The sequence below is a fragment of the Nocardia mangyaensis genome, from assembly GCF_001886715.1.
Lineage (GTDB): Bacteria > Actinomycetota > Actinomycetes > Mycobacteriales > Mycobacteriaceae > Nocardia > Nocardia mangyaensis.
Window position 1 is genome coordinate 2,377,079 of the sequence record NZ_CP018082.1, and the last position, 23,017, is coordinate 2,400,095.

Below are 23,017 nucleotides of genomic sequence, written 5' to 3' on the forward strand. Positions count from 1 at the left end.
CAGCGATGTGCCTGGCAGTTCCGGGAAAGGTGCTCAGCCTGCACGAACGCGACGGCACGGTGATGTCGGTCGTCGACTTCGGCGGCGTGCACAAAGATGTGTGTCTGGAATACATTCCGGACGCGGCGGTCGGTGACTACGTGGTGGTCCACGTCGGCTTCGCCATCCAGCGTCTCGACGAGGAATCGGCGCTGCGCACACTGGCCGAGTTCGAGCACCTCGGGGTGCTCGACGAGGAGTTCGGCGACGGGTTCGCCCTCGCCGCCAAGCAGTCGGGCCTGCCCGATCCCACGGCACGACCGGCAGCGTCCGGCTCCGGCGACGACACGGAGGTGACGTCATGAAGTATCTCGACGAATTCAGCGACCCCGACCTGGCCAAGAAGCTGCTCGACCAGATCCACGCGGCCACCTCGCATCGCTGGGCCATCATGGAAGTGTGTGGCGGACAGACCCATTCGATCATCCGTCACGGCATCGACCAACTGCTCCCGGACGCGATCGAGATGATCCACGGCCCTGGCTGTCCCGTGTGTGTCACCCCGCTCGAGGTGATCGACAAGGCACTCGAGATCGCCGCGCAGCCCGGGGTGATCTTCTGCTCCTTCGGCGACATGCTGCGGGTGCCGGGCAGCGAACGCGACCTGTTCCGGGTCAAGAGCGAGGGCGGCGACGTGCGGGTGGTGTACTCGCCGTTGGACGCGCTCACCATCGCCCGCGAGAACCCCGACCGGCAGGTGGTGTTCTTCGGCATCGGCTTCGAGACGACCGCGCCGGCCAACGCGATGACCGTCTACCAGGCGAAGAAGCTCGGCATCGAGAACTTCTCGCTGCTGGTCTCGCACGTGCTGGTGCCGCCGGCCATCGCCGCGATCATGGAGTCGCCGAGCTGCCGCGTCCAGGGGTTCCTGGCCGCGGGGCACGTCTGCAGCGTGATGGGCACCGAGGAGTATCCGCCGCTGGCCGACAAGTACGGGGTGCCGATGGTCGTCACCGGCTTCGAGCCGCTCGACATCCTCGAAGGCATCCGGCGCACCGTCACCCAGCTCGAGGACGGCAGGCACGAGCTGGAGAACGCCTACCCCCGCGCGGTCCGCGCCGAGGGCAACGCGGTCGCGAAGGCGATGCTGACCGATGTCTTCGACGTCACCGATCGCGCCTGGCGCGGAATCGGCGTGATCCCCAGCAGCGGCTGGCGGCTCTCGGATCGCTACCGTGCCTACGATGCCGAGGACCGGTTCTCGGTGAGCGATCTGCACACCGCCGAATCCTCGATCTGCCGCTCCGGCGAAGTGCTGCAGGGACTGATCAAGCCGCACGAGTGCGCCGCGTTCGGCAAGCAGTGCACGCCGCGAAACCCGCTGGGCGCCACCATGGTCTCCTCCGAGGGCGCGTGCGCGGCCTACTACCTGTACCGCCGCCTCGACCTGCCCGCGGAGGTGGCTCATGCGTGAGGACAACGCGGCGGCGACCTTCGACATGGACAGCTGGGTCTGTCCGATGCCGCTGCGTGACTCGCCGACCATCGTGATGGGTCACGGCGGTGGCGGCGCGATGTCGGGGGAGCTGATCGAGCACCTGTTCCTGCCCGCGTTCGGCGCCGCCGCCGACGCGGGGATGGGCGATTCGGCCGTGCTCAGCCTCGGCGGCGTGCGGCTGGCGTTCTCGACGGATTCGTTCGTGGTCAAGCCGCTGGTGTTCCCCGGCGGGTCGATCGGGGATCTGGCCGTGAACGGCACGGTCAACGACCTGGCCATGTCGGGTGCGCGCCCGATCGCGCTGTCCACGGCGTTCATTCTCGAGGAGGGCACCGCCCTGGCCGAGATCGCCCGGGTCGCCGAAGCGGTCGGCACCGCCGCGCTCGCGGCCGGGGTCACGCTGGTCACCGGCGACACCAAGGTGGTCGACTCAGGCCACGGTGACGGGATCTTCATCAACACCGCGGGCATCGGCGTCGTCGACGACGGCGTCGACATTCGGCCGCAGCGGGCCCGGCCCGGTGACGTGGTCCTGGTCAGCGGCGACATCGGGGTGCACGGCGTCGCGGTGATGAGCTGCCGCGAGGGACTCGAATTCGGCACCACCGTGTGCAGCGACACCGCACCGCTCAACGGGCTGGTCGCGGCGATGCTGGCCACCGGTGCGGACGTGCACGTCCTGCGCGACCCGACCCGCGGTGGCGTGGCGGCCACTCTCAACGAGATCGCCGGTGTCGCCAAAGTCGGTGTCGCACTGGATGAACGGAAACTCCCGGTGCCCGATGCGGTCCGCGACGCGTGCGGGTTGCTCGGCCTCGACCCGATGTACGTGGCCAACGAGGGCAAACTGGTCGCCTTCGTCGCACCCGAAGACGCCGACCGCGTGCTTTCCGCCTTGCGCGAGCATCCACTGGGCGTCCGCGCCGAAGCCATCGGCGTCTGCGTCGAGGAACATCCCGGCATGGTGGTCGCGCGCACGGCACTGGGTGGCACCAGGGTGGTGGATCTGCCTGCCGGGGAACAACTGCCACGGATCTGCTGACGGGAGGCTCGATCATCGACGGGACCGAACTGTTCGCCCGCTACGCCTACGCACCCAACCGCCTCGGCTACTGCGGCCCCCGCGACGCCGAGGCGCTCCGCGGTGGTTGCGAGGCGCAGATCCGCGCGCTGGCCCGGGAGTTCTCCGGTGCCTGGCCCTACCTGCGGGTCATGGCGAAGTTGACCGGGATCACCGATCCACTCGACCACCGCCTCGTCGAGTCCTACTGGCTCGGCGGCGGTGTCGGCGCCGACCTCGACTCCACTACCTTCATCACCGAGCTGCTCGCCCTCCTCGGTCCAACCGCTGGACAGTACTGGTCGCACCTCACCGCCGACCTCGTCGACGAGGCCGCCGCTCACCACGGCTTCCACGTCTTCGCGATCTACCCGTGGTCCCGCCTGCTCGACCGCGGGACCGGCGAACACCCGCTGCGCATACTCGACAGCTGCCGCATAACTCCGGCGACCATCGTCGCCAACGACACCACCGGCTCTGTCGTTCGCTGCCGCCGTCTGATCCGTGACGGTCAACTGCTGGCTCTGTCCGAACCCGAACTCCGCCAGGTCGCCGTCGACGACACCGACCTCGCGGCCGGCCTACGCACAGGCGACCGCGTCGCCCTGCACTGGAACCGAGTCTGCGCCCGCCTCACCCCCGCCCGCTTGAACGACCTGGCCACCAGCACCACCCGCCAACTCACGGTCACGAACCGCCGCCTGACCCGCCAGCACAGCGCCGCGCACCACCCCCAGGCGACCCGCCCGGCCGGCACGTGGCCTGCACTGCCCTGCTGATGCTCGGCGCACATCGCTCGGCACCGAGTTTCCGACCGGGCTCACCGCGCCCACCGCCTGGATGCGGCGGACCGACCACGCATCGAGCCCTGAGGCTCGGCAAGCACCACCGCTACGCGGGCAGCCCGGCGGACTGTGGCCGACAGCGCAGGTAGCTCTGAGGGCTGACCACGCTCGAGTCGCTGCTCGATTGCTGTGTGCCGACTATCGCGGGTGGGCTCGATGCGGCACCGCGGGATGGAATCCGCTCTCCCCGGCAACGCGCACCATCCGCTCGTGCAGTTCGTCGACAGCGCGCTCGGCGAGTGGATGTGTCGAGCGACCCGACGACCAGGACGCGCGCCCGCCTACATAGACCGCGTCGAGATTGCGCAGTGTGCAGGCCAGCACGTAGGTGGCGACGGGGTTCCAGATCGGGCCGGTGTCGGGGTTGCGGGGGTCCACGACGACGAAGTCGGCGTATTTGCCGACTTCGAGGGAGCCGACCCGATCGTCTACGCCGATTGCGGCCGCCGCGCCGAGGGTGTGCAGGCCCAGCATGTCCGCCGGGCTCAGCACGGACGCATCGCTGTGTCGGGCGCGCTGGGTGTACAGCCCGGCGCGCATGTTCTCGAAGGGGTCGGCGACGTCGGTGCAGGACTGGTCATCGAGGCCGATGCCGACCCGCATTCCCGCGTCCAGGACTCGGGGGATATCGGCGATCCCGGAACCGAGGCGTCCATTCGAGAGCGGCTGCCACACCATGGAGCACCCCGCCCCGGCGGCCCGCTCGAGCATGCGGTCGGTGGGATGAACGAAATGGCCGAAGGCGAAATCGGGGCCGAGTGTGCCTGCCTCGTCGTACCAGTCGAACTTGGCCTGCTGGATGTCGAGCTGTTCGGCGGTCTCGACGAAGTGGGCCTGATTGGTGACGCCGTGGCGGTCCATCATGGCCCGCTCGCGGCGAGCGGTCTTCGCCGAACTCGACCACTGCACGGCGCCGTACACGGATCCACCAAGGTAATGATCTGGCGGCACCGTCGTTTTCGCGTAGTCCATCACCTCGCCGAACACCGACAGCGCCTCGTCCTCGGGCAACTGCTCGTCGTCGAGGCGGACGCTGGCGACGAAGCGGATGCCCGCGTCGGCGCTCGCGTCGATCTGGCGGGTGAGGAACTCGACCGGCTGGACTGCCGCCGCTTTCATGGTCGAGCTGGTGTAGTCGAACAGCGACAGCACCCGGCTCTGGGTGAAGTTGTAGGCCGAGGTGACGCCGTTGGACAGGAAGTCCAGTGACCCTGCCAGGGTCAGCCAGTAGAGGTCCTCGGCCTGCGCGGTCAGCAGCATCTCGGTATTGCGGGTGACCCACGGATAGAGCGTGCTGTCGGGTGCGACGCCGCGCATGCCGCCGGTGTAGATGTGGCTGTGCGCGGAGACGAAGCCCGGTGCGACGAATTTGCCTGTCACATCGATGATCTCGCCATCGGACGGTGGCGGCTCGCCCTCGCCGATCCCCGAGATCCGGCCGTCGGAGTCGACGGTCATCCAGCCGTGCAGCCAGTCGCGCGCACCGGAGACCGGCAGCAGGGTCGCATTGCGCAGGGTCAGCGCGGTCATCCGGGAAGTACCTCCACAGTCCATCGATCATCGGTACGCCGGTAGCGCGTGCGCTGGGACGGCCCGAGCGGATCGCCACGCCAGAACGTCAATTCCCTTGGCTCGAGCGAGAATCCGAGCCAGTTCGGCGGCGGCTCGAGTTGGGGATGCTCGGCGTCGAACCGCGCCCACGTCGCATGGCGGCGCTCGGGGTCGAGCGCGGCGACCTCGGGGGTGTTCAACCAGGCGAGCAGCTGTAGGTAGCGTCCGCGCCGCGCGTACACGGTCCGATCGTGCTGCGGCTCGGACGACGAGATGTCGCCGCACACGCTGACCTGCCGGCCGATCTCCGGCCAGGCCACGGTCACCGCCGCCCGGGGGGTCGCGCGGAGTTCGGCGACCTTGGCCGAGGTGGCATCGGTGTGGAATCGCACGGCGCCGTCGCGATATTCGCTCAGCAGAACGTGGCGGGCCCGCGGGTAGCCGTCCTCGGCGACCGTGGCCAGCGCCATGAGCGGCGGCGGAGCGGCGCCGGGAGCGGGAATCCACATCGACAACAGGCGCACCGGGTCGATGTCGGCGTACTCCGCCGGGTCGCAGTCGTGCCCGAAGACCGTGCTGCTCGTGATCATCGGCGCACCCGGCCCGGATCGAAGCTCGCGATCTCCGGAATGGCCGCGGTCAACGCGCCGACCTTCTCGGTGAACAGATCGGCGCCGATCTCGGCACTGGCCCCGGTCGGATCGCCGATCACGCCCGACTCCGCGAAATCGTCGGCGAGCCAGCCGAAGCGGACCGGCTTGCCGAAGCCGACGTGCGAGTGCCCAGCGATCGACTGCGGGACAACCGATTTCGCAGCGCTCATGTCCACCAGGTCCGGACGCAGATGCAGCATCATCGACGTCTCCGCCCAGCCGGCGTGGATACCGAAACCCGACTCGGTCGGCCCGGGTTTGGCGGGCGCGGCGTAGAGAAAGGTCTGGAGATCGAAGCGGCGACGCAGTTCGCGCAGCGCCACCTCGAGCAGCGCCGAGTTCCCGCCGTGGCAGTTGACGAACAGCAGCCGCCGCGCCGGTGTCGCGGCGATACTGCGCCCCAGGTCGACCACGGTCCGCAGCATCGTCTCCGCCCGCAACCACATCGCCCCCGGCAGGTTCGCGTGCTCGTCGGACTTGGTGTAGGCCAGCGCGGGTAGCAGCCACGTGTCCTGTCCCTCGGCGACCGCGCGCTCGTGGGCCGCGGCGGTGACGGCTTCGGCCATCACCAGATCGGTGCGCAGCGGCAGGTGCGGGCCGTGCGGTTCGATCGCGCCGGTCGGCAGGATCAGGACCGAGTCGGGATGCAGCGCGTCACCGATTTCCGCTGTGGTGAGGTCGGCGAAATGTCTTGTCGCGATGCTCATTGCTGCCACCGCCCTGGATTCAGCAGCCCCTTGGGGTCGGTGCTGCCGGCAATGGCCTTGACCCGATCGGCGTCGAGGTCGACATAGGACTGGTGTGGCGAATGCACCCGCACGCCCAGCGCTTCGAGCGCGGGCACCCCGGCGAAGACCTGCCCGGGATCGTGATAGACCCCGTTGATCATCCCGAACATCGTCTCGTGGCCCACTTCGAGATGCAGCATCCCGCCCTCGTAGACCTCTTCCACCTCCCGCAGCCGCGTCACCAGCGCGTCACCCTGGCACTCCATGTGAAAGTAGGTGTCGGGTACCGCTTTCTGCAGCCACCAGGTGGGATGGTTGTAGGACAGGGTGCTCAGCCGTGCGGTCTGGGCCAACCCCGAACGGACCGCCTCGATCCGCCCACCCGCCGCCTCCAGCACCGCCACGGTCTCGTCGAGCGCGGCCGCGTCGATGATCCCGCGCACATTGGCGCGCCCGCGCACCAGCGCGGGGTCCGACGGCAGCGCGTCGACGATCGTCGCGCAGTCGGCCGAGATGAGGCGCGGCTTCGGCTCGATCCCGGCCGCGCGGAACGCGGCGGGGAACGCCGCGTAGTGGGAATCGAAACTGGCATAGAGGCACTGCCAGTCCTGCAGCGGCTCGATGCGCACGGTCGCCGCGACGATGATCCCGGCCACCCCGTAGGTGTGTACCATCGGTTGTGCCGCAGCGCCTTCCAGATGCACGATCTCGGCATCCTCGTGCGCGAACACCACATCCAGCGATTCGACGAAGCCCATGTGGTTGCGCCCGTGCACGATGGTGCCGGTGCCCGCCGACCCACCGGCGAGGAATCCGCCGAGGGTCGACTGCACCGTCGAGGGATACATCCACAGCTGCTTCCCGACGTCCCAGGCCGCCTGTTCGAGCGCGATCATCCTGGCGCCCGCCTGCGCGGTCACGGTCGTGTCGGTGATGGCGGTGACCCGCCCCAGCGAGGTCATGTCCATCACCAGGCCACCGAAGCGGGGCACCACCTGCCCGTAGTTGCCGGTGCCCTTGCCGCGGGCGGTGATCGGGACGCCGTGGCGTACCGCCGCCCGCACGATCGCGGGCACCTGCTCGGCCGACTTCGGGTAGCAGACGGCATCCGGCCTGCCCAGCGGATGCTGCGCCGACAGGATCGGGCTCATCCCGGAGCCGTCCCGGCTTGCCCGGTCCAGTGCCCGGTCCAGGGTGCTCACCCCGCGTGGGCCGAGCAGCGCGAGCAGGTCGTCGAGGAGCGCGTCGAGCTGATCCGGTCCGAATTCCGGGCGTCCGGCCTCGGTCATCACGGCCCCCGTCACGAGGTGAAGCCGATGCTGGGGTCGATGAAGCGGTTGGTGGCGAGCTGCTCGGGTGTCAGCCCCGCGGGGATCGAGACCTGCTGGTCGGCGAACACCGGGCCGGTGATGTCGATGACGCGCTGTACGCGCGCGGTGTCGAAGTCGCCGGCGGTGGCATTGTCGCCGTTGCCCACCACGCCGGTCGACAGCATCGTCTCGGTCGCGTACTCGGCGTTGCCCGCGTTGTAGACCCAGCCGGTGTCGTACTTCTCGACCGCCTGCAGGATCACCTCGTTGGCGGTGGCCGGGTCGGCGAAGTAGTCGACCGCGGCCTGCTGCATCACCGGGACCAGGCGATCGAGGCAGCTCGCGTTGGCCTCCAGCTCACCGGAGCGCACCGCGAGCGCGGACTTGTACACGGGGAATCCCGCGTCGTGCAGCAGCTGATAGGCGACCGGCTTCTTCCACTGCGCGATCTCCTCCTGGTAGAGATACGGCTCGGAGCTGGCGAAACCTTGCTGGGCCTTGCTGCCGCCCGCGGCGACGAAGGTGGCCGGCGAGCCGTCGTAGCTGCCGTCGACCTGGCCCTTGTCCAGGATGCCCGCGCCGGTCAGGTAGTCCATGTAGGTCGAGCCCTCGAAGTACAGCACCGTGGCGCCGGTGCCCTTGAGATCGGCGATGGTCCGCACGTCCGGGTAGGTGGCCGGGTCCCACATGATCATCTGCGGATTGATCTCGAGCGAGGCGAACACGGCAGTGGTCGGGTTGGTGCCCGAGGACTGCACGGACTGATCGGTGTCGACATAGCCGAGCAGGATCGAATCGTCCTGATACATCTGCGAGGTCACCGACTGGAAGCCGATGGCCGGGCCGCCCGCGCGGACCTCGAGGTCGACACCGGTGTACTCGCCCTGGGTGAACAGCGGTCCGGTGACCTTCTTGCTCCCGGCGTCGTAGACCGGGTCGGGGCCGAGCATCTGGTAGAGGCTGCCGTGCTCGGCTTCGGGGTTCCAGTCGGTCTGCACGACGATCTTGGCCGGGCAGACCTCGGCGAGATCGACCGAGCCGATCGGGCCGTCGTAGCCGGAAGAGGCGGTGTCGCCGGAGTCGGCGCACCCGGTGAGGGCGGCCAGGCTGAGCGCGGTGGCACACGCGCCGACGCGCAGCGTGCGGGAGAAGCGGTGGGGGACAGTGGACATGATTGCTCCCGAGGGGGTGTAGCGGGGACGAGACGATTCAGTTGCGCGCGGTGTCGTGCCAGGAGCCGACCATCCGGCGCGAGAGCCAGCTGAAGAACGCGAAGACGACGACACCGAGCGCCGAGGCCAACAGGATCGAGGCGAACAGCTGCGGCGACTGCAGCCGCGAGCGGTAGTTGTCGATGAGGATGCCGATGCCGGGATCACCCTGCTTGAAGAAGAAGTCGCCGACGATCGCACCGACCACGGCCAACCCGGCCGAGATCCGGACACCGGCGAAGATCGCGGGCATGGCGGCGGGGAATTCCAGCTTGCGCAGTACCGTCAGCCGGGGCGTGGCGCGCAGCGCGAACAGTTCGCGCATGCCCTTGTCGACCGACTTCAGCCCGAACAGCGTGTTCGACACGATCGGGAACAGCGCGATCAGGACACACACGAAAACCCTTGCGGTGAAACCGAACCCGAACCAGAACCCGATCAGCGGCACCAGCGCGAGGATCGGGATGCACTGCAGCACCACCGCGTAGGGGAACAGTGCGATCTCGGCCCAGCCCGCCTGAGCCATCAGCACCGCCCAGACGATGCCGAGCACCACGGCGATCGCCAGTCCGGTGAAGGCCACGGTCGCGGTGCGCTGCAACGCTTCCAACATGGCGGGCGCGGACGGACCGAACAGGCCCTCGGTCACCACCTCGTGCGGTGGCGGCATCAGGAACCGGCGGTCGGGGCTGAGCACGGCGTAGGTGACCATGTACCAGGCGCCGAGGACCACCGCCGCCACCGCCGCTGGGGCGATGAACGTGCTCGGCTTCCAGTTCCGCTTCGGCGCCGCGACTTTCGTGTCGATGCTCATGCGTGCGCCTCTCGCAGTGTGCGCGAGACCTCGGCGGCGAGCGCGGTGAACTCGGGGGTGAACCGGATCTCGGGTCGACGCGGGAAGTCGAACGGGACCTCGAACTCCGCCACCACCCGGCCCGGCCGTCCAGACATGACCCCCACCCGGGTGGACAGGTACACCGCCTCGGCTACCGAATGGGTGATGAACAGACCCGCGAAGCGCCGGGCGGCGAACAGCTCGGTGATCTCGTCGCCGAGCCGCTGCCGGGTGATCTCGTCGAGCGCGCCGAACGGCTCGTCGAACAGGAACAGCTCCGGATCGACGGTGAGCGAGCGCGCCAGCGACACCCGCATCCGCATTCCGCCCGACAGCATGCGCGGCAGATGATCGGCGAACCCGGTGAGCCCGACCAGCTCGATCGCCTCGTCGGCGCGGCGATACCGTTCGGCCTTGCCGACCCGGTCGAGTTCGGCCAGCAAGGCCACATTGTCCCGGACGGTGCGCCAGGGCAGCAGGGTCGCGTCCTGGAAGACGTAGCCGATCCGGTTCGCCCCGATCTGGGTGTAGCCGCCGGTCGCCGATTCGAGACCGGACGCGATCCGCAGCAGTGTCGATTTGCCGCAGCCGGACGGCCCGACGACGCTGACGAATTCCCCCGCGCGCACCGTCAGGTCGACACCGCGCAGTGCCACCGTGCCACCCGGATAGGTCAGTTCGGTCGATGCGAAGCCGAGCACCTGGCTGCCGGGCCGCGGTGCCGCTTGCTGCATGGTCGGAGTCGTGGTCACAGGACCTCCAATTCAGCGGAATACGCTGTGCGATAGTCGGTTCGGCTGATCGAGACGATCGCGCCGTCGCGGATGACGATGCGGTCGGCCGGGGCATTGGCGACGATGTCGAGCAGTCCGGTGCCGCGTACGGCGAGCAGTTCGGCGCGGGCGCCCACCCGCACACCGGCCATGGGCAGGCCGAGCACGTCGCGTGCGCCGTCGGTGACCAGGTGCACGGCCTGTGCGGGCGGCAAGTGCCCCGCGGTGATCAGGAGGGACGCGGTTTCGAGCGCGTCGCTGCGCCCGACCGGATTGAACGGGTCGCGCACGTTGTCCGCGCCCGCGGCCACCGGCACCGCCGCGGCGAGCAGCGCCGCGAGCGCGGTGAGTCCGCGCGGCGTGGCGACCGGCCGGTCCCAACCCTGCAGATACAGATTGGTGATCGGCAGGCTGACGATGCCGAGCCCGCTGCGCGTCACCGTGGGCAGCAACTCGGCCAGCTCCGCGTGGTCCATCGTGCCCAGCCGACAGCAGTGCCCGGCGGTGCGGGTCAGCGTCGACGGCCACGCCTGCACGCGCTCGGCGAAGCGCGCGATGGTGTGGTGCGCGCCGTCGAGGAATTCGTCGACGTGCAGGTCGGCGCCGACACCGCGGGTCTCGGCCACTGCGAGCAGGCGCGCGAGTTCGGCGCTCGGGTCCGGCGCGATATGGGGTGCGCCGCCGACCAGATCGGCGCCCGCGTCGAGTGCGGCATGCAAGAGTGCGGCATCGGCCGAGGGCGGCGTGAGCGCGACGATCTCGATGTCGAGCAGCCCGGCAAGCTCGCGGCGCACGCGATCGATGGCGCGGATCCCGCGCAGCGGATCGGGGTCGGCGAGGATGTCGGCGTGCGTGCGGATCGCGGTGGTGCCGTTGCGTAGCAGGGCCAGGGCCGCCGCGGTGGCCCGCTGGTGGAAGGACTCCTCGGTCAGCGCGGCACTGCCGCCGCGCCAGGATTCGATGGCCGCGTCCAAGTCGCCGAACGGCGGGTTCAGGACGTCCCAGGACAGTGCCTTGTCCAGGTGTGCATGGGGTTCGGCGGGCGCGGTCAGCACGACGAAGCCACGCAGATCGATGACCTGGTCGGCGTGTTCGCCGAGCGGGGAGCTCGGGCGTACGGCGGTGACCACGGCATGCCCGCCGTGGCGTCCGATGTCGATGTCGACCACGGCGCCGTCGGGCAGGGTAGCCCCGCGCAGCCGCGAAACACGGTGCGGCAGTGGATGTTCCATGGTCATCCTTTGGCAGGTGGAGGAAAGGTGATGGCTCGTCCGTGGCTGGTCGGCGAGGCTGTAGCTGATAGAGTCGATGTTGATGTGATCAACATTTGTCACTATTCAGCGACCGTATTTCCGGCAGATGACCGAGTCCGCGTCGGTCGTGTTAATTCGACGGCGCGGCGCGCCGGTGCAGAAAGTGGGTGGGCCAGTGCCCGACGACGCTCAACTCGCGCTCGGCGCCGAACTCCGCCGCCGCCGCCGCGAACGGGGGCTCACCCTGGTTGAACTGGCCGGCCAGGCTCAGATCTCCCATCCGTTCCTGAGCCAGCTCGAACGCGGACTGGCCAGGCCGAGCATGCTGACCCTGGCCAGGCTCGCCGCGGCGCTCGACACCACGCAGGTGGACCTGATGCTGGCCGCCGACACCCGCGACCACGACGCCGCCACCGACGCGGGCGCGCAGGTGGTGCGCGCCGGCGAGGGCCTGCGGCTGCCGCGCGGCCTGGCCGGGCGCGGCGCGCAGGCGGGCTCGAGCCGACTGCTGGTGCGCGATCGCGCCGCGTTCTACCCGCAGGAGTTCCAGGAGGTGCACACCGAGTTCGGGCCATATTTCGAGCATGTCGAAGACGAATGGGTCTACGTGGTGGCCGGGTCGATCGTCGTCGATCTGGCCGAGGGCGGTCTGGCTCGCCTCGCCGAGGGCGACGGCCTCTACTACACTGGCGGCACACCACACCGGTGGCGTGTGGTGGATTGCCCGCGTGCCAGGCTGATCGTCGTGAAGGCGGCCGGGCGCCAGGCGGATTCCGTGGCTGGGATCGCGGCGGGGCCCGACGAGAGGCCCTGATGCACACCTCCGACCTGCTCACCGTGCTCGTGCGGGATCGTCGCCGACTGGCCGACGACATCGACGAGTTCACCCTGGCCCGCCTCGACGGCGCCCCGTTGCCCGCGTGGACCCCCGGCGCGCACATCGACCTGCTGCTCGATGAGGCCGTGGTGCGGCAGTACTCCCTGTGCTCGGACCCGGCCGACACCGGCACGTACCGGATCGCAGTCCTGCGCGAGGCCGCCGGGCGCGGGGGATCGGTGCTCGCGCACGCGCTGGCGATCGGTGCGACCGTGTCGATTCGCCCGCCGCGCAACCACTTTCCGCTCGTGCGCGCCCTCGGATACGTGCTGATCGCCGGCGGTGTCGGGATCACGCCGATTCTGGCGCTCGCGGCCGAGGCAGCGCGCGGTGGCCGGCCGTGGCGCCTGATCTACACCGGGCGCGACGAGCCGAGTATGGCCTACGCCGACGAGGTGGCCCAGCGGTATCCCGCGGCGACGATCCAGCGCACCGCGCGCGACGGTCGTCTCGATCTCGCCGCGGTCCTCGCCGGCCTCGCCCCGGGCACCGCCGTCTATGTCTGTGGCCCACCGGGTTTGATCGAGGCCGCCGAGCGGGCGTGCGCGGGGCAGCTCGCAGTCGACGTGTTCGCCGAGCGGTTCGTCGCCCGCGAGCTGGACGTGGCCGCCGACGCCGCGCCGTTCGAGGTCTCGCTGGCAGTCTCCGGGCTCACCATCACTGTCGACCCGGGCAGTTCCATCCTCGCCGCGGTCGAGGCGCAGGGGGTGGCCACGGTGGCCTCGTGCCGGGAAGGTACCTGCGGGACGTGTGAGACCGAGGTGGTCAGCGGTGAGGTCGACCACCGGGATTCGGTGCTGTCCCCGGCCGAACGCGCCGAGAGCGAGTCGATGATGATCTGTGTCTCGCGCAGCGCGAGCGCCCGACTGGTGCTGGAGCTGTGATGGGGGTCGGCGTAGGCACCCGGCATCGGGCCGGCTCGTGACAATGCATGTGCGCGGTGCGCGCGCGATCCTCGGTGCCCCGGTCACTGAAGGGGACTTGGCTGTCGCCGGTCCCGACGACGTCCTCGATGCCGAAGGGTGTGTGGTCACCCCCGGCCTCGTCAATGCCCATCACCACCTGCTCCAGTCGGCATTCCGCACGCTGCCCGGCACGCGTGGGGTCGCGATGTCGACCTGGCTGCCGACCATGGCCGCGGCCTATGCCGAGGCGGGGGTCGACGAGGAACTCGTCTACGCGGCGGCGCGGGTCGGGATGGCCGAGGCCCTGCTGTGCGGCGTGACGACGGTGGCCGACCACCATCTGACCTGGCCCGCAACCCTCGCCCCCGAGGACACCGTGCCGCTCGCCCGCGCGACCGAGCGGGCCGCACGCGACCTCGGCGGGCGGCTCGCCTTCGTGCGCGGATCGGCCGGGGACGATCCCGAAAGTGCCGCGCACAGTGCGGATCTCATCGCCGAGGCGCTCGCGCCGACCGGGTTGAGCGCCGATGGGATGGTGCAGGTCGCGGTCGGGCCCGCCGGGGTGCATTCCGACAGCGAAGCGACCTTTCGGCTGATGGCCGAGGTCGCGAGCAGGCGCGGACTGCGGCGGCGCACCCAGGCCAACGAGCAGGTCGACGTGGCGATCGCCATGACACGGTACGGTCGGCGTCCGCTGGATCTGCTCGACGAATGGGGTTGGTTGGCACCGGATGTCACCGTGGCGCACCTGTGCGATGTCACCGCTGCCGAGATCGCGCGGCTCGCCGCCGCGGGCGTCACCGCCACGCACGCGCCTGGCTGCGATCTGCCGATGGGCTGGGGTATCGCCCCCGTCGCCGCCTTGCGCGCTGCAGGTATCACCGTCGGACTCGGCACCAGCGGCGGCGGCAGCAACGATGCTGGGCACCTCCTCGCCGACGCTCGGCTCGCCATGCAGGTGTCGCCCCTGGTCGGACCACCACTCTCGGCCCTCGACGCGCTGACCATGGCCACCGCGGGGTCGGCCATCGGACTCGGCCGACCGGAACTCGCCTCCGTGACCGGCGGTGACCTGTGCGTCTGGGATGAGACCGGGGTCGCCGACGCCGGGGTCGCCGAGCCGATCGCTGGTCTGCTCTGGGCCAGTCCTGGACGGCGGCCCCGACACGTCGTCGTCGCGGGCCGGGTCGTCGTCCGCGACGGACACCTGGTCGGCGTGGATGAACGCGAGATCACCTCTGCCCTGACCCGCAGACTCACCGCATCCGCGCGCTGACCGGTCCCACGGCCAGCGCGCGGCGTACCGCGCACGTTGTCAGCGGTTTCCTCGAGCTGACTGGGTTCGTGCCGAGTGGCCCGGCGTGTGCGCCGGGCGTCGGTCAGTGTGACCACGCCGACACCGACCATCCCTTCTTCCTCGCGCCGCCCGAGGTCTGTGCGGAACCGGCTCGGGCCGAGCCGATTCGCGCTAGGCGTTGACCAAGGAGTCGATCGGCAGGCGGGTGGCCCACTCGGCGGCCATGTCCTTGGCCTTGATCTCGGTGGAGGCGTCGTGGCGGGCGTGTTCGCCGACCTGGACGGCGCCGCGGGCGGCGAGTTTCTCGGCCGCGATCTCGCCGCCGCGGTTGAAAGTGTCGCCGTAGACGCTGTCGCCGAGGCCGAAGACGGCGAAGCGCAGGCCGGTCAGGTCGGGGCGGGTGGCGTCGAGTTGCTCGAAGAAGGGTTCGGCGCCGGTGGGGAGGTCGCCGTCACCGTAGGTGGAGCAGACGATGATGTGGAAGTCGCCCAGCTCGAGGTCGCCCGGATCGAAGTCCATCATGTCGTACACCGATACGTCATGAGCGCGGAGTTCGTCGGCGAGATGGTCCGCGACCGCCTCGCCCGTGCCGATCTCGGATCCGAACAAGATGATGACGCGCACGCACGACCCCTTTCGTCAGGAAATGTAAGCCTACCCTAACTCGAGGTGGTCGACTTCGTCTCGCCGTGGCCCGGCCATGGCTCGAAGGGTGGCGGTCGCGGCGTCCAGCGCGGTCGGGTCGGCGAGGGTCGTGTTGTCCGCGTAGACGACGCCCGGCGGGACATCGTCGCTGCCCACCGGGTCGGCGTCCCAGAAGTTGCGACGGTAGACGACGTTGTCCAGCGGCGGGAAGACCTGCAGAACCGAACTGCTGTCGGCCCGGCGAACGACGTTGTCCTCCACCGTCACCCAGGCCGCGCCGTAGTCGGTGTAGAGGCCGAAGTTATAGGGCGTGTGGACGTCTTCGATGACATTGCCGCGGACCAGCGCGCCGTTGTCCGCATCGTCGCCCTGGCTGCCGGAGAGGTAGATGCCGCCGCCGTCGGCGAGTGCGGTCATGGTGTCGGTGACGAGGTTGTGCAGGATGCGGGTGCCGCGGGCGGACCCGACGACGATGCCGCAGTGCGGGGTGTGGGCGATGTGGTTGTGCGCCACGGTGCACGCGCTGGTCTCGCTGATCGCGATGCCTGGCGCGCCCGAATAGTCCATGCCGATGTGGTGGATGCGATTGTCCTCGACGACGACGTCGCGGCTGTCGGTGGCCGTGATGCCGGAGGCGGCGAGGATGTCGAAATCGCAGTCGCGCACAACGAGATCCGCGCCGCCGGTGAGACCGAGCCCGGTGGCGCCGAGGTGCGTGAAGCGGCACCCGTCGATGCGCACGCCGGTGCTGTTCTCGATGCGGACGCAGGCCGGGATCACCGATGATTCACCGGGGACGGTGACCCAGGATCGATCGGCCTCGATCGTGACGGTTTCGACCTTGCCGCCGGTGTAGTAGTGGCCGCCGTGGTAGTGGAGGAATCCCTCGGCGGCTGGGCGCAACCAGGTCGCATCGGCGAAAGTCATTCCGCGGAAGGCGATGTCGGCGACCCCGGTGACGCGCACCAGCATCTCGAGCACGGGCGCGACGACGAGGGTGTGTTCGGGATCCTCGCCGGGCAGGGGCAGATAGCGCAGGAGGTGACGTCCCAGGCGCGACCGATCGAGGACGAAGGTGCCGGGTTCGGTGAGAAACGTCGGGTCGTTCTCGATGCGAGTGGGCAGGCCGGGGCCGCGCGAGACGTGACCATCCCAGGCGAAGTGGTACAGCGTGTGGGCGTGGCCGAACGCGGGTTGCGCCATGGTGACGGTGGTGGTGCCGTCGGCGTCGACGGTGGTCGATGCCACGGCGCAGCGGGCCTCGGTCCACGGATAGACGCCACGGTGAACGAACTCCACATCGGCTGGACTGCGCCAATCCACCGTGACGTCTGTGACGTAACCCGTGCCTGTGCACGTCGCGTCGCCCGGAAGCGCCTCGATCGAGGCCCGCTCGACCCGCCGGCCATCGACCGACAGGTGCCTGGTGTCGAGTTCGCCCACCTCCGCCACCCAACTGCCCTCGTGATGCTGCCAGCCGCTGATCCGGCGGCCGCCGCTGACAACTGCCTCCTCCTGCTCGGCCGTAGCGCACCCGTAGGCTTGGAAAGTGATATCGCCCCTGGTGATTTCGAGTGGGTCGGTCAGGATGTGACAGCCGGCCCTGAGCTGGACGACGACCGCGCCGGTTGTTTCGCTCGCGGCGCGCACGGCCCGGTCGAGCGTGGCGAACGGCTGGGTTTCGCTACCCGGCCAGGAATCGTCCCCACTCGGATCGACAAAGAACTCCGACAACTGAACGCCCCTTCTTCGTGTCTGCGGTGTACACAAGATATAACACCATAGACGGCAGGAGTGGCAATGGTGAGCAAGGCAGAGGACCCCGACCACGGGGTGGAGTTGTTGTGGGGTGACGGTGCGCGTCAGTCGCGTCCCGGGCTGAGTCCGAACCGCATCGTGGACTCCGCCATCGAGCTGGCCGACGCCGAGGGGCTCGACGGACTGTCCATGCGCAAGGTCGCCGAACGCCTCGGCTTCACCACCATGTCCATCTACCGGCACATTCCCGGCCGCGACCAGCTGATCGACCTCATGCTCGACGCCGTGCAGGGTCAGAACCCGCTCGCGCCCCTCGGCGGCGGCTGGCGGGCACGCCTGGAATCATGTGCCCGCAGCGGCTGGGAACTGCGCAAGCGCCATCCCTGGATGGCCGAGGTGCGTGGCACCAGGCACCTGCCCGGTCCGCACGGCATCGCGGTCTACGAGCACATGCTGAGCACCCTCGCCGACACCGGCCTCCCGCCCGCGCAGGTGATCGCCGCGATCACACTGGTCGGCCGCTTCGTCGACGCCGAAGCGCAGACTCTGGTCGAAACCGCCCGCCAGGAACGCCGCAGCGGCGTGGGCGAACAGGAATGGTGGGGCGCCCGTGACTCCCTCTATGACCGCCTCGGCTCCTATCCCACCCTCACCGCGCTCTGGGAGGCCGGCGGCTACGACGCCCCGGAGGACTCCTTCGAATTCGGCCTCGCCCGCCTCCTCGACGGCATCGACGTGCTCATCACGCGCTACCGTGACGAAACACGTGATGTAATCTGCCCCGTTTGTGGAACCGCTGTACACCAATCGACCCCGGGCCGCCCCCGCGTCTACTGCTCCCGCGCCTGCCAGCAGCGCGCCTACCGTCGCCGCCACGACACCTGACCGCGCGGTCCTCGGGGGCCACCCGCTCATTCCGGTGCCGTGGAGCTCCCCGCTCCCAGCAGGCGCCGGGCCAGTTCGTGGCAGCGGGCGGCGAGTTCCGGTGGGTCCAGTACCTCGAAATCGGGGCCCAGCATGAGCATGTGTAAGAGGACGGCGTCGAGATCGGCTGCGCCGCTGAGGACTTCGCAGTGGCCGTCCTCGCGGGGGCGGACGACGGCCGCGGCGGCGGGGATCAGGGGACGGATGGTCTCGGCGGAGGCGAAAACGAGGAAGCGGGCCTGGTGGGGGTAGGCGCGGCTCGCGATGCTCTCCTGCACATAGGCTGCCGCGGCCGGTGCGGGGCGGGGGCGGAAGCGCCAGGTTCGCGTGGCGACCTCGGTCATCCGGTCGACCCGGAAGTTCCGCCAGTCGTCGCGGTCGAGGTCGTAGGCGAGCAGGTACCAGCGTCGGTCCGAGGCGACGAGGCGGTAGGGCTCGACCCGTCGGTGCGGCTGCGTCGCGGACGGATAGTCGAAACCGATCTCGACCTCGTCGCGGCAGGCCCGCGCCAGCGTCATGAGCGTGTCGGGGTCCAGCGGGAGGTGGCCGGTGCCGAAGGATTCCACCGAGCCCGACAGCGCGCGCACCTCGTGGCGCAGTCGGGTGGGCAGCACCCGGTCGAGCTTGGTCAGCGCCCGCAGGGCGGCGTCGCCGGAACCGGATGCCGCGCCACCGGCACCGACCAGCAGCGCGACCGCGGTGGCGATGGCCTCCTCGTCGTCGAGCAGCAGCGGTGGCAGGTCCTGGCCCGGACCGAGCCGGTAGCCGCCACCGACGCCCTGACCCGCCTGCACCGGATAACCGAGGGCGCGCAGCCGTTCCACATCGCGGCGCACGGTGCGGGTGGTGACGCCGAGCCGATCACCGAGCTCGGGACCGGTCCACACCGCACGCTGCTGCAACAGACCGAGCAGTGTGAGCACCCGCTCGGTCGTCCCGCGTTCGTCGCTCGCTGTCACCCTTTCACCTTGCCAGAGATAGCGGACCGATCCTGTCCGCTAGGGGTGACAGGGTGGCGGTATGGACATCGACGAACTCGACTGGAACCAGACGCTGCGCGATCAGTGGGAGTTTCACTGGAATCATCAGATGCGCGCCCGGCTCGACGGACTCACCGACGACGAGTACTTCTGGTCAGCGGTGCCGGACGCGTGGAACGTGCGACCACGCGGCACCGCGACCGTCCCCGTGCAGGCCGGAACGGGCGACTTCACCATCGACTTCGCCTTCCCCGAGCCGGTTCCCGCGCCGATGACCACCATCGCCTGGCGCCTGGGTCACGTCATCGTCGGCGTGCTGGCCATGCGCAACGCGGCGCACTTCGGCGCACCCGCCGCGGACTACCGAACCTGGGAGTACGCGGGCACCGCCAAGATGGCGCTGGAACAACTCGACACCCAACTCGACACCTGGCTGACCGGCGTGCGCGGTCTCGGCGAGGCCGAGTTGCGGGTCCCGGTCGGGGAGAAGGAACCGTTTCCGGACTTGCCGATGGCGGCGCTGGTGCTGCACATCCACCGCGAATTGATCCACCATCTGTCGGAGGTCTCGCTGCTGCGGGACCTCTACCAGCACACCCATCCCGCCACGAACGGAGCACCTCGATGAGCCGCGAAATCCAGATCACCTTCGACGCCCGCGATCCACGGGCCCTGTCGACCTTCTGGCGCGACGCACTCGGCTACGTCCACCCCGGCCCACCCGGCGTCGAGGTACCCGAGGGCGCCGACCCGCTCGCCGCGTGGGACGAGTTCCTCGCCGGGATCGGGGTGCCACCGGAGCAACGCAACACCAACTCGGCCATCGAAGATCCGGACGGGAACGGCCCGCGCGTGTTCTTCCAGCAAGTGCCCGAGGACAAGGTTGCCAAGAACCGCGTCCACCTCGACGTCCGTGCCGCGCCGGGGCTGCAGGGGGATGAGCGAATGGCGGCATTGGAAGTCGAGTGCCGGCGTCTGGTCGCACTGGGGGCGACCAGACTCCGCCGGTTCGAGCCCGACCTGCCGATGAGCGCTGGATTCATCGTGCTCGCGGACCCTGAGGGCAATGAGTTCTGCCTGGACTGACCCGCCGCTGACAACGGAACTGGCGGATTTCGTCGACGGTGCGTGGTGAGGTTCAGACAGACTCGGCGGGCGCGGTCGATGAGCCCGTCGTGGTGAGGACGCCGCGCGCGGCGCAGGCGTGCAGGATCTGCTCGACCTCGTTCAGGAAGGGCAGGACAACGGCGCGCGCCCTCGCTGTGGCCGGATAGCGGACGCGCAGCGCCAGCCCGTCCGCGCTCCGCGAGAACCAGACCTGCACGTCGTCGGCCGTGCTGGTGTTGGAGACGTGGGTCGCGTTGCGCGCGCGGGCGCCGGGCAGGCGTCGGTAGTCGATATAGGACACCATGAAGATGTCACTTCGCTGTAGGTTCAGCCCACCCAGCGCGTGCAGCGTATCCGCGAGCGGGACCGCGCCGATCTCGATCGCGGTGCGCACGGCGAACTGGGTGCGGCGCACGGAATCTGTGATCGTGCCGGACGCGTCGACGGCGACCGGGGCATTGGTGGTGAACCAGCCGATCGCCGTGTCCCACCGTGGTTCGTTCCGCGTGTGCATCGGGAACAGCAGTCGGGTCCGGTCCCCGCCGCCCGCCGTGCGCACGCCGTGGGCCAGCGCTGTCAACAGACCGGCGAAAAGCCCCGAATCGTTGGTGCGGCACCAGCTTTCGAAGTCCGCTGTTTCCCCGGCCGAGAGCATCCGGCGCAACTCCACGGCCTGGGGCGCGGACTGTCCCCGCGCGAGGCCCAGATCGAGCGGGAACGACGGCGGGACAACTCCCTGGTCGCCGAAGAACTCCCGCCATCCGTCCACACGTGGATCGTCGTCGCGGAACTCGACCGGCTGGGCGCAATAGTCGACGAAATCGCCGACCGGAGGCAAGGTTTCGGGTTCGGCGCCGTGATAGAGCAGCCGCAGATCCTCGATGACGACGGCGATCGAGTACGCGTCGACGTGCGCGTGATCGAAGGCGCACACGATGGTGGCGGTGTCCGGCCGGTCGATCGCGGCGAGGAGATACGCCCGCTCGGCGAACGGCGCGCACCGATCGTTGCAGTGTCGCCAGAGTGTTTCGCGCAGTGCGGCACCGGAGCGGTGCGCGGTGCCGGGCTGTTCCTCGAGCCGGACCGATGCCGGACGCAGCACTCGGCGCGGACCCGTCGAGGTGGGGACGAAGGAACTGCGCAGCGTGCCGTGGCGGGCGATCAGCGCCCGGTAGGCGTCGGCCAATGCCGCCCGATCCAGCGGCCCATCGACATCGAATGCCGCTGCCAGCCAAGTGTTTCCGCTCTCGGCGCCGACCAGATGGACGAGCTGGTTGAACGACGGCGGTACCGGCGACTCGATCGAGGTGCCGTCGTCCCGCACAGTCCAGTGCACGAAAGTGCCAGGCTCGGGTGCGTAGCGATCAACCGTGGTGACGCGCAACCGCCACCTCCCGATCGCCGGTCCCGATGAGGTAGTCGCCGTCGGCGGCAACGGCATCGAACACCCCGCGCAGGTGTGCGTGATAGCGCGCGAGTTGCTGCTGGGCGAACGGTGTCCCCGGACTCTGGCAGCCGAGATAGAGATGCTCGGCGTCGCGGTTGAACCACATCGACGCGTTCGCCGTCTCGCCTTCCCCGGTGAACAGCATGCCCCGTTCGTACGGCGTGGTCCCGGCGCCGGGGAAGCGACGGAAATCCATGTAGGACAGCATGTTCGGGCTCGCTGTCACGGCAGCCGGGTCGGCGCCGGAGGCGAGTAGCGCGCCCAGCACCGCCTGCAAGGGAACCTCGGACAGCGCGATCGCGCGATCGTAGGCTTCGTTGGCACGGGTGACCAGCTCGGTGAACGAGGTCGCGCCGCGCACGGTGAAGGCCACCGGCGCGAAGTTGCACAGCCAACCCTGCGCCAGCAGGTACTCACCGGATCCCCTGGTGCTCAGCACCGTCATGCCGTAGTACTCGTCGCGTCCGGCGAGCTCGCGATCGGTGATGGCGACCGCGGCGAGCACCCCGGCCACATACCGTCCGCCCGCGGCACGGCAGGCCTCGGCGAACGCCGCGGAACCGGTCCGGTCGAGCACATCGAATTCGATGCCGTGCATCGGCACGGTGGTCCCGGGTTCGAGACCCAGATCGAGGGGGAAGCGGGGCATCACATGGCCGTGGTGGCGGAAGATGTCGACCCATTCGGCGATCTCGGGACTCGACGGGGAGAACTGTTGGGCCCGTGCGTGTTCGGTGCGGGCGTAGTCGGGGAATCCGCCGGTCGGCGCGGCGGTGTAGGGACTCAGCGCGTGCCCGGACTTCTCGTTGTCGTAGAAGTCGAGAATCTCGGTGAGGACAAGCGCCTGGGAAGCGCCGTCGCTCAGCGCATGATCGGTGGCGTAGTAGAGGGTGAACGAATTCGTGCGGGTGACCGCGCCGAGGAGGAAACCGGGCCAGCTCGTCGCCACGGCCTCCCGGGCGATCCGCGCGAGCGCGTAGTCGCGGAACTCGTTGTCGCCCAGGGTGTGACCGGTCGTGTGGGCCTCGAACGCGATTCGATCGGCATCGACGCCGTGCCTGGTCACCGTGGCACCGTCGGTGGCGAACCAGGTCAGCAGCCCGCTGTGGCGGACGACGAACCGGCGCAGCGCCCGACTCATCGCCTCGGCGTCGAGCGCGCCGTCGACCTCGGTCGTCACCGCGAGATACGCGGTGTGCGGTCTCCCGGTCTGGGCGCGGGCATGCACGCCGCGAAGGTGATTGTCCTGCAGGAACGTTCCCGGATCGGGATCAGCGGCAGCCGTGGAGGCGGCCCGGCGGGCCGCCTCGGTCGGCTGCCATTCCACCAGGGCACCCGCCGCGGGGCGCCAATTGCGCAGTGCGGTGATGATCATCGGCCC

General features: G+C 69.5%; 23 protein-coding genes. 10 read left to right on the plus strand and 13 right to left on the minus strand.

The features are described from left to right. The first annotated feature begins 5 nt into the window (after window positions 1-5). The 4 genes from BOX37_RS10790 to BOX37_RS10805 are packed head-to-tail and all read left to right on the plus strand — an operon-like array spanning window position 6 to window position 3,316. The gene (locus BOX37_RS10790; protein ID WP_071927517.1) at window positions 6-344 is read left to right on the plus strand and encodes a HypC/HybG/HupF family hydrogenase formation chaperone; all 339 of its coding nucleotides are present in this window, start codon (window positions 6-8) and stop codon (window positions 342-344) included. Next, complete coding sequence (gene hypD, locus BOX37_RS10795) at window positions 341-1,453, plus strand: hydrogenase formation protein HypD (protein ID WP_071927518.1); 1,113 nt, start codon at window positions 341-343, stop codon at window positions 1,451-1,453. The genes BOX37_RS10790 and hypD overlap by 4 nt, the downstream gene beginning before the upstream one ends. Beyond that, window positions 1,446-2,519 (plus strand): hydrogenase expression/formation protein HypE, encoded by a 1,074-nt coding sequence (hypE, locus tag BOX37_RS10800; RefSeq protein ID WP_071927519.1) that lies wholly within the window; start codon window positions 1,446-1,448, stop codon window positions 2,517-2,519. The genes hypD and hypE overlap by 8 nt, the downstream gene beginning before the upstream one ends. A gap of 29 nt (window positions 2,520-2,548) precedes the next feature. Further along, entirely contained in the window at window positions 2,549-3,316 is a 768-nt protein-coding gene (locus tag BOX37_RS10805) for a DUF6390 family protein (protein ID WP_206045880.1), read from the plus strand. A gap of 204 nt (window positions 3,317-3,520) precedes the next feature. Here BOX37_RS10805 and BOX37_RS10810 read toward each other — a convergent pair whose 3' ends face one another. From BOX37_RS10810 to BOX37_RS10845, 8 genes are read right to left on the minus strand one after another with little or no spacing between them, the layout of a single operon-like run. Further along, entirely contained in the window at window positions 3,521-4,912 is a 1,392-nt protein-coding gene (locus BOX37_RS10810) for an amidohydrolase family protein (RefSeq protein ID WP_071927521.1), read from the minus strand. Beyond that, complete coding sequence (locus tag BOX37_RS10815) at window positions 4,909-5,523, minus strand: pyridoxamine 5'-phosphate oxidase family protein (RefSeq protein ID WP_071927522.1); 615 nt, start codon at window positions 5,521-5,523, stop codon at window positions 4,909-4,911. The genes BOX37_RS10810 and BOX37_RS10815 overlap by 4 nt, the downstream gene beginning before the upstream one ends. Continuing rightward, window positions 5,520-6,293 (minus strand): creatininase family protein, encoded by a 774-nt coding sequence (locus BOX37_RS10820; RefSeq protein ID WP_071927523.1) that lies wholly within the window; start codon window positions 6,291-6,293, stop codon window positions 5,520-5,522. The genes BOX37_RS10815 and BOX37_RS10820 overlap by 4 nt, the downstream gene beginning before the upstream one ends. Beyond that, entirely contained in the window at window positions 6,290-7,603 is a 1,314-nt protein-coding gene (locus tag BOX37_RS10825; RefSeq protein ID WP_071931378.1) for an FAD-binding oxidoreductase, read from the minus strand. Before BOX37_RS10825 ends, BOX37_RS10820 begins: the two co-directional genes overlap by 4 nt. A gap of 11 nt (window positions 7,604-7,614) precedes the next feature. After that, window positions 7,615-8,796 (minus strand): substrate-binding domain-containing protein, encoded by a 1,182-nt coding sequence (locus BOX37_RS10830; protein ID WP_071927524.1) that lies wholly within the window; start codon window positions 8,794-8,796, stop codon window positions 7,615-7,617. 37 nt (window positions 8,797-8,833) lie between these two features. After that, window positions 8,834-9,649 carry an ABC transporter permease gene (locus BOX37_RS10835; protein WP_084759538.1) on the minus strand — a complete coding sequence of 272 codons (816 nt, stop codon included), beginning with the start codon at window positions 9,647-9,649 and terminating at the stop codon, window positions 8,834-8,836. Then, window positions 9,646-10,404 (minus strand): ABC transporter ATP-binding protein, encoded by a 759-nt coding sequence (locus BOX37_RS10840; protein WP_071931379.1) that lies wholly within the window; start codon window positions 10,402-10,404, stop codon window positions 9,646-9,648. The genes BOX37_RS10835 and BOX37_RS10840 overlap by 4 nt, the downstream gene beginning before the upstream one ends. A gap of 14 nt (window positions 10,405-10,418) precedes the next feature. Next, window positions 10,419-11,675, minus strand: coding sequence for an amidohydrolase family protein (locus tag BOX37_RS10845; protein ID WP_071931381.1), 1,257 nt, complete (start codon window positions 11,673-11,675; stop codon window positions 10,419-10,421). 127 nt (window positions 11,676-11,802) lie between these two features. Between BOX37_RS10845 and BOX37_RS10850 the strand changes: the two genes are divergently transcribed. Genes BOX37_RS10850 through BOX37_RS10860 form a run of 3 tightly spaced genes read left to right on the plus strand, consistent with a single transcriptional unit; the run spans window position 11,803 to window position 14,754 of the window. Further along, window positions 11,803-12,510, plus strand: a complete 708-nt coding sequence (locus BOX37_RS10850; RefSeq protein WP_084759539.1) for a helix-turn-helix domain-containing protein — start codon at window positions 11,803-11,805, stop codon at window positions 12,508-12,510. Then, the gene (locus BOX37_RS10855; protein WP_071927525.1) at window positions 12,510-13,457 is read left to right on the plus strand and encodes a PDR/VanB family oxidoreductase; all 948 of its coding nucleotides are present in this window, start codon (window positions 12,510-12,512) and stop codon (window positions 13,455-13,457) included. The genes BOX37_RS10850 and BOX37_RS10855 overlap by 1 nt, the downstream gene beginning before the upstream one ends. Before the next feature lie 43 nt (window positions 13,458-13,500). Beyond that, entirely contained in the window at window positions 13,501-14,754 is a 1,254-nt protein-coding gene (locus tag BOX37_RS10860; RefSeq protein ID WP_071927526.1) for an amidohydrolase family protein, read from the plus strand. A 192-nt stretch (window positions 14,755-14,946) separates the two neighbouring features. Here BOX37_RS10860 and BOX37_RS10865 read toward each other — a convergent pair whose 3' ends face one another. Beyond that, window positions 14,947-15,399, minus strand: a complete 453-nt coding sequence (locus BOX37_RS10865; RefSeq protein WP_071927527.1) for a flavodoxin domain-containing protein — start codon at window positions 15,397-15,399, stop codon at window positions 14,947-14,949. A 30-nt stretch (window positions 15,400-15,429) separates the two neighbouring features. Beyond that, entirely contained in the window at window positions 15,430-17,154 is a 1,725-nt protein-coding gene (locus tag BOX37_RS10870; RefSeq protein ID WP_071927528.1) for a right-handed parallel beta-helix repeat-containing protein, read from the minus strand. A 66-nt stretch (window positions 17,155-17,220) separates the two neighbouring features. Between BOX37_RS10870 and BOX37_RS10875 the strand changes: the two genes are divergently transcribed. Beyond that, window positions 17,221-18,063 carry a TetR/AcrR family transcriptional regulator gene (locus BOX37_RS10875; RefSeq protein WP_071927529.1) on the plus strand — a complete coding sequence of 281 codons (843 nt, stop codon included), beginning with the start codon at window positions 17,221-17,223 and terminating at the stop codon, window positions 18,061-18,063. Window positions 18,064-18,089: 26 nt separating this feature from the next. On the opposite strand, the gene BOX37_RS10880 is transcribed toward BOX37_RS10875, so the two are convergent. Then, window positions 18,090-19,061: a helix-turn-helix transcriptional regulator gene (locus BOX37_RS10880; RefSeq protein WP_071927530.1), complete on the minus strand. Its 972-nt coding sequence runs from the start codon at window positions 19,059-19,061 to the stop codon at window positions 18,090-18,092. A gap of 61 nt (window positions 19,062-19,122) precedes the next feature. On the opposite strand from BOX37_RS10880, the gene BOX37_RS10885 reads away from it, so the two are divergent. Together BOX37_RS10885 and BOX37_RS10890 are read left to right on the plus strand one after the other, a co-directional pair. Continuing rightward, window positions 19,123-19,710, plus strand: coding sequence for a DinB family protein (locus BOX37_RS10885; RefSeq protein WP_071927531.1), 588 nt, complete (start codon window positions 19,123-19,125; stop codon window positions 19,708-19,710). Next, window positions 19,707-20,168: a VOC family protein gene (locus BOX37_RS10890; protein WP_071927532.1), complete on the plus strand. Its 462-nt coding sequence runs from the start codon at window positions 19,707-19,709 to the stop codon at window positions 20,166-20,168. The genes BOX37_RS10885 and BOX37_RS10890 overlap by 4 nt, the downstream gene beginning before the upstream one ends. A gap of 52 nt (window positions 20,169-20,220) precedes the next feature. On the opposite strand, the gene BOX37_RS10895 is transcribed toward BOX37_RS10890, so the two are convergent. Next, window positions 20,221-21,573 carry a condensation domain-containing protein gene (locus BOX37_RS10895; RefSeq protein WP_071927533.1) on the minus strand — a complete coding sequence of 451 codons (1,353 nt, stop codon included), beginning with the start codon at window positions 21,571-21,573 and terminating at the stop codon, window positions 20,221-20,223. Then, a complete protein-coding gene (locus tag BOX37_RS10900; RefSeq protein WP_071927534.1) occupies window positions 21,554-23,011 on the minus strand; it encodes a condensation domain-containing protein in 1,458 nt (485 codons plus the stop codon). The genes BOX37_RS10895 and BOX37_RS10900 overlap by 20 nt, the downstream gene beginning before the upstream one ends. Window positions 23,012-23,017: the final 6 nt, after the last annotated feature.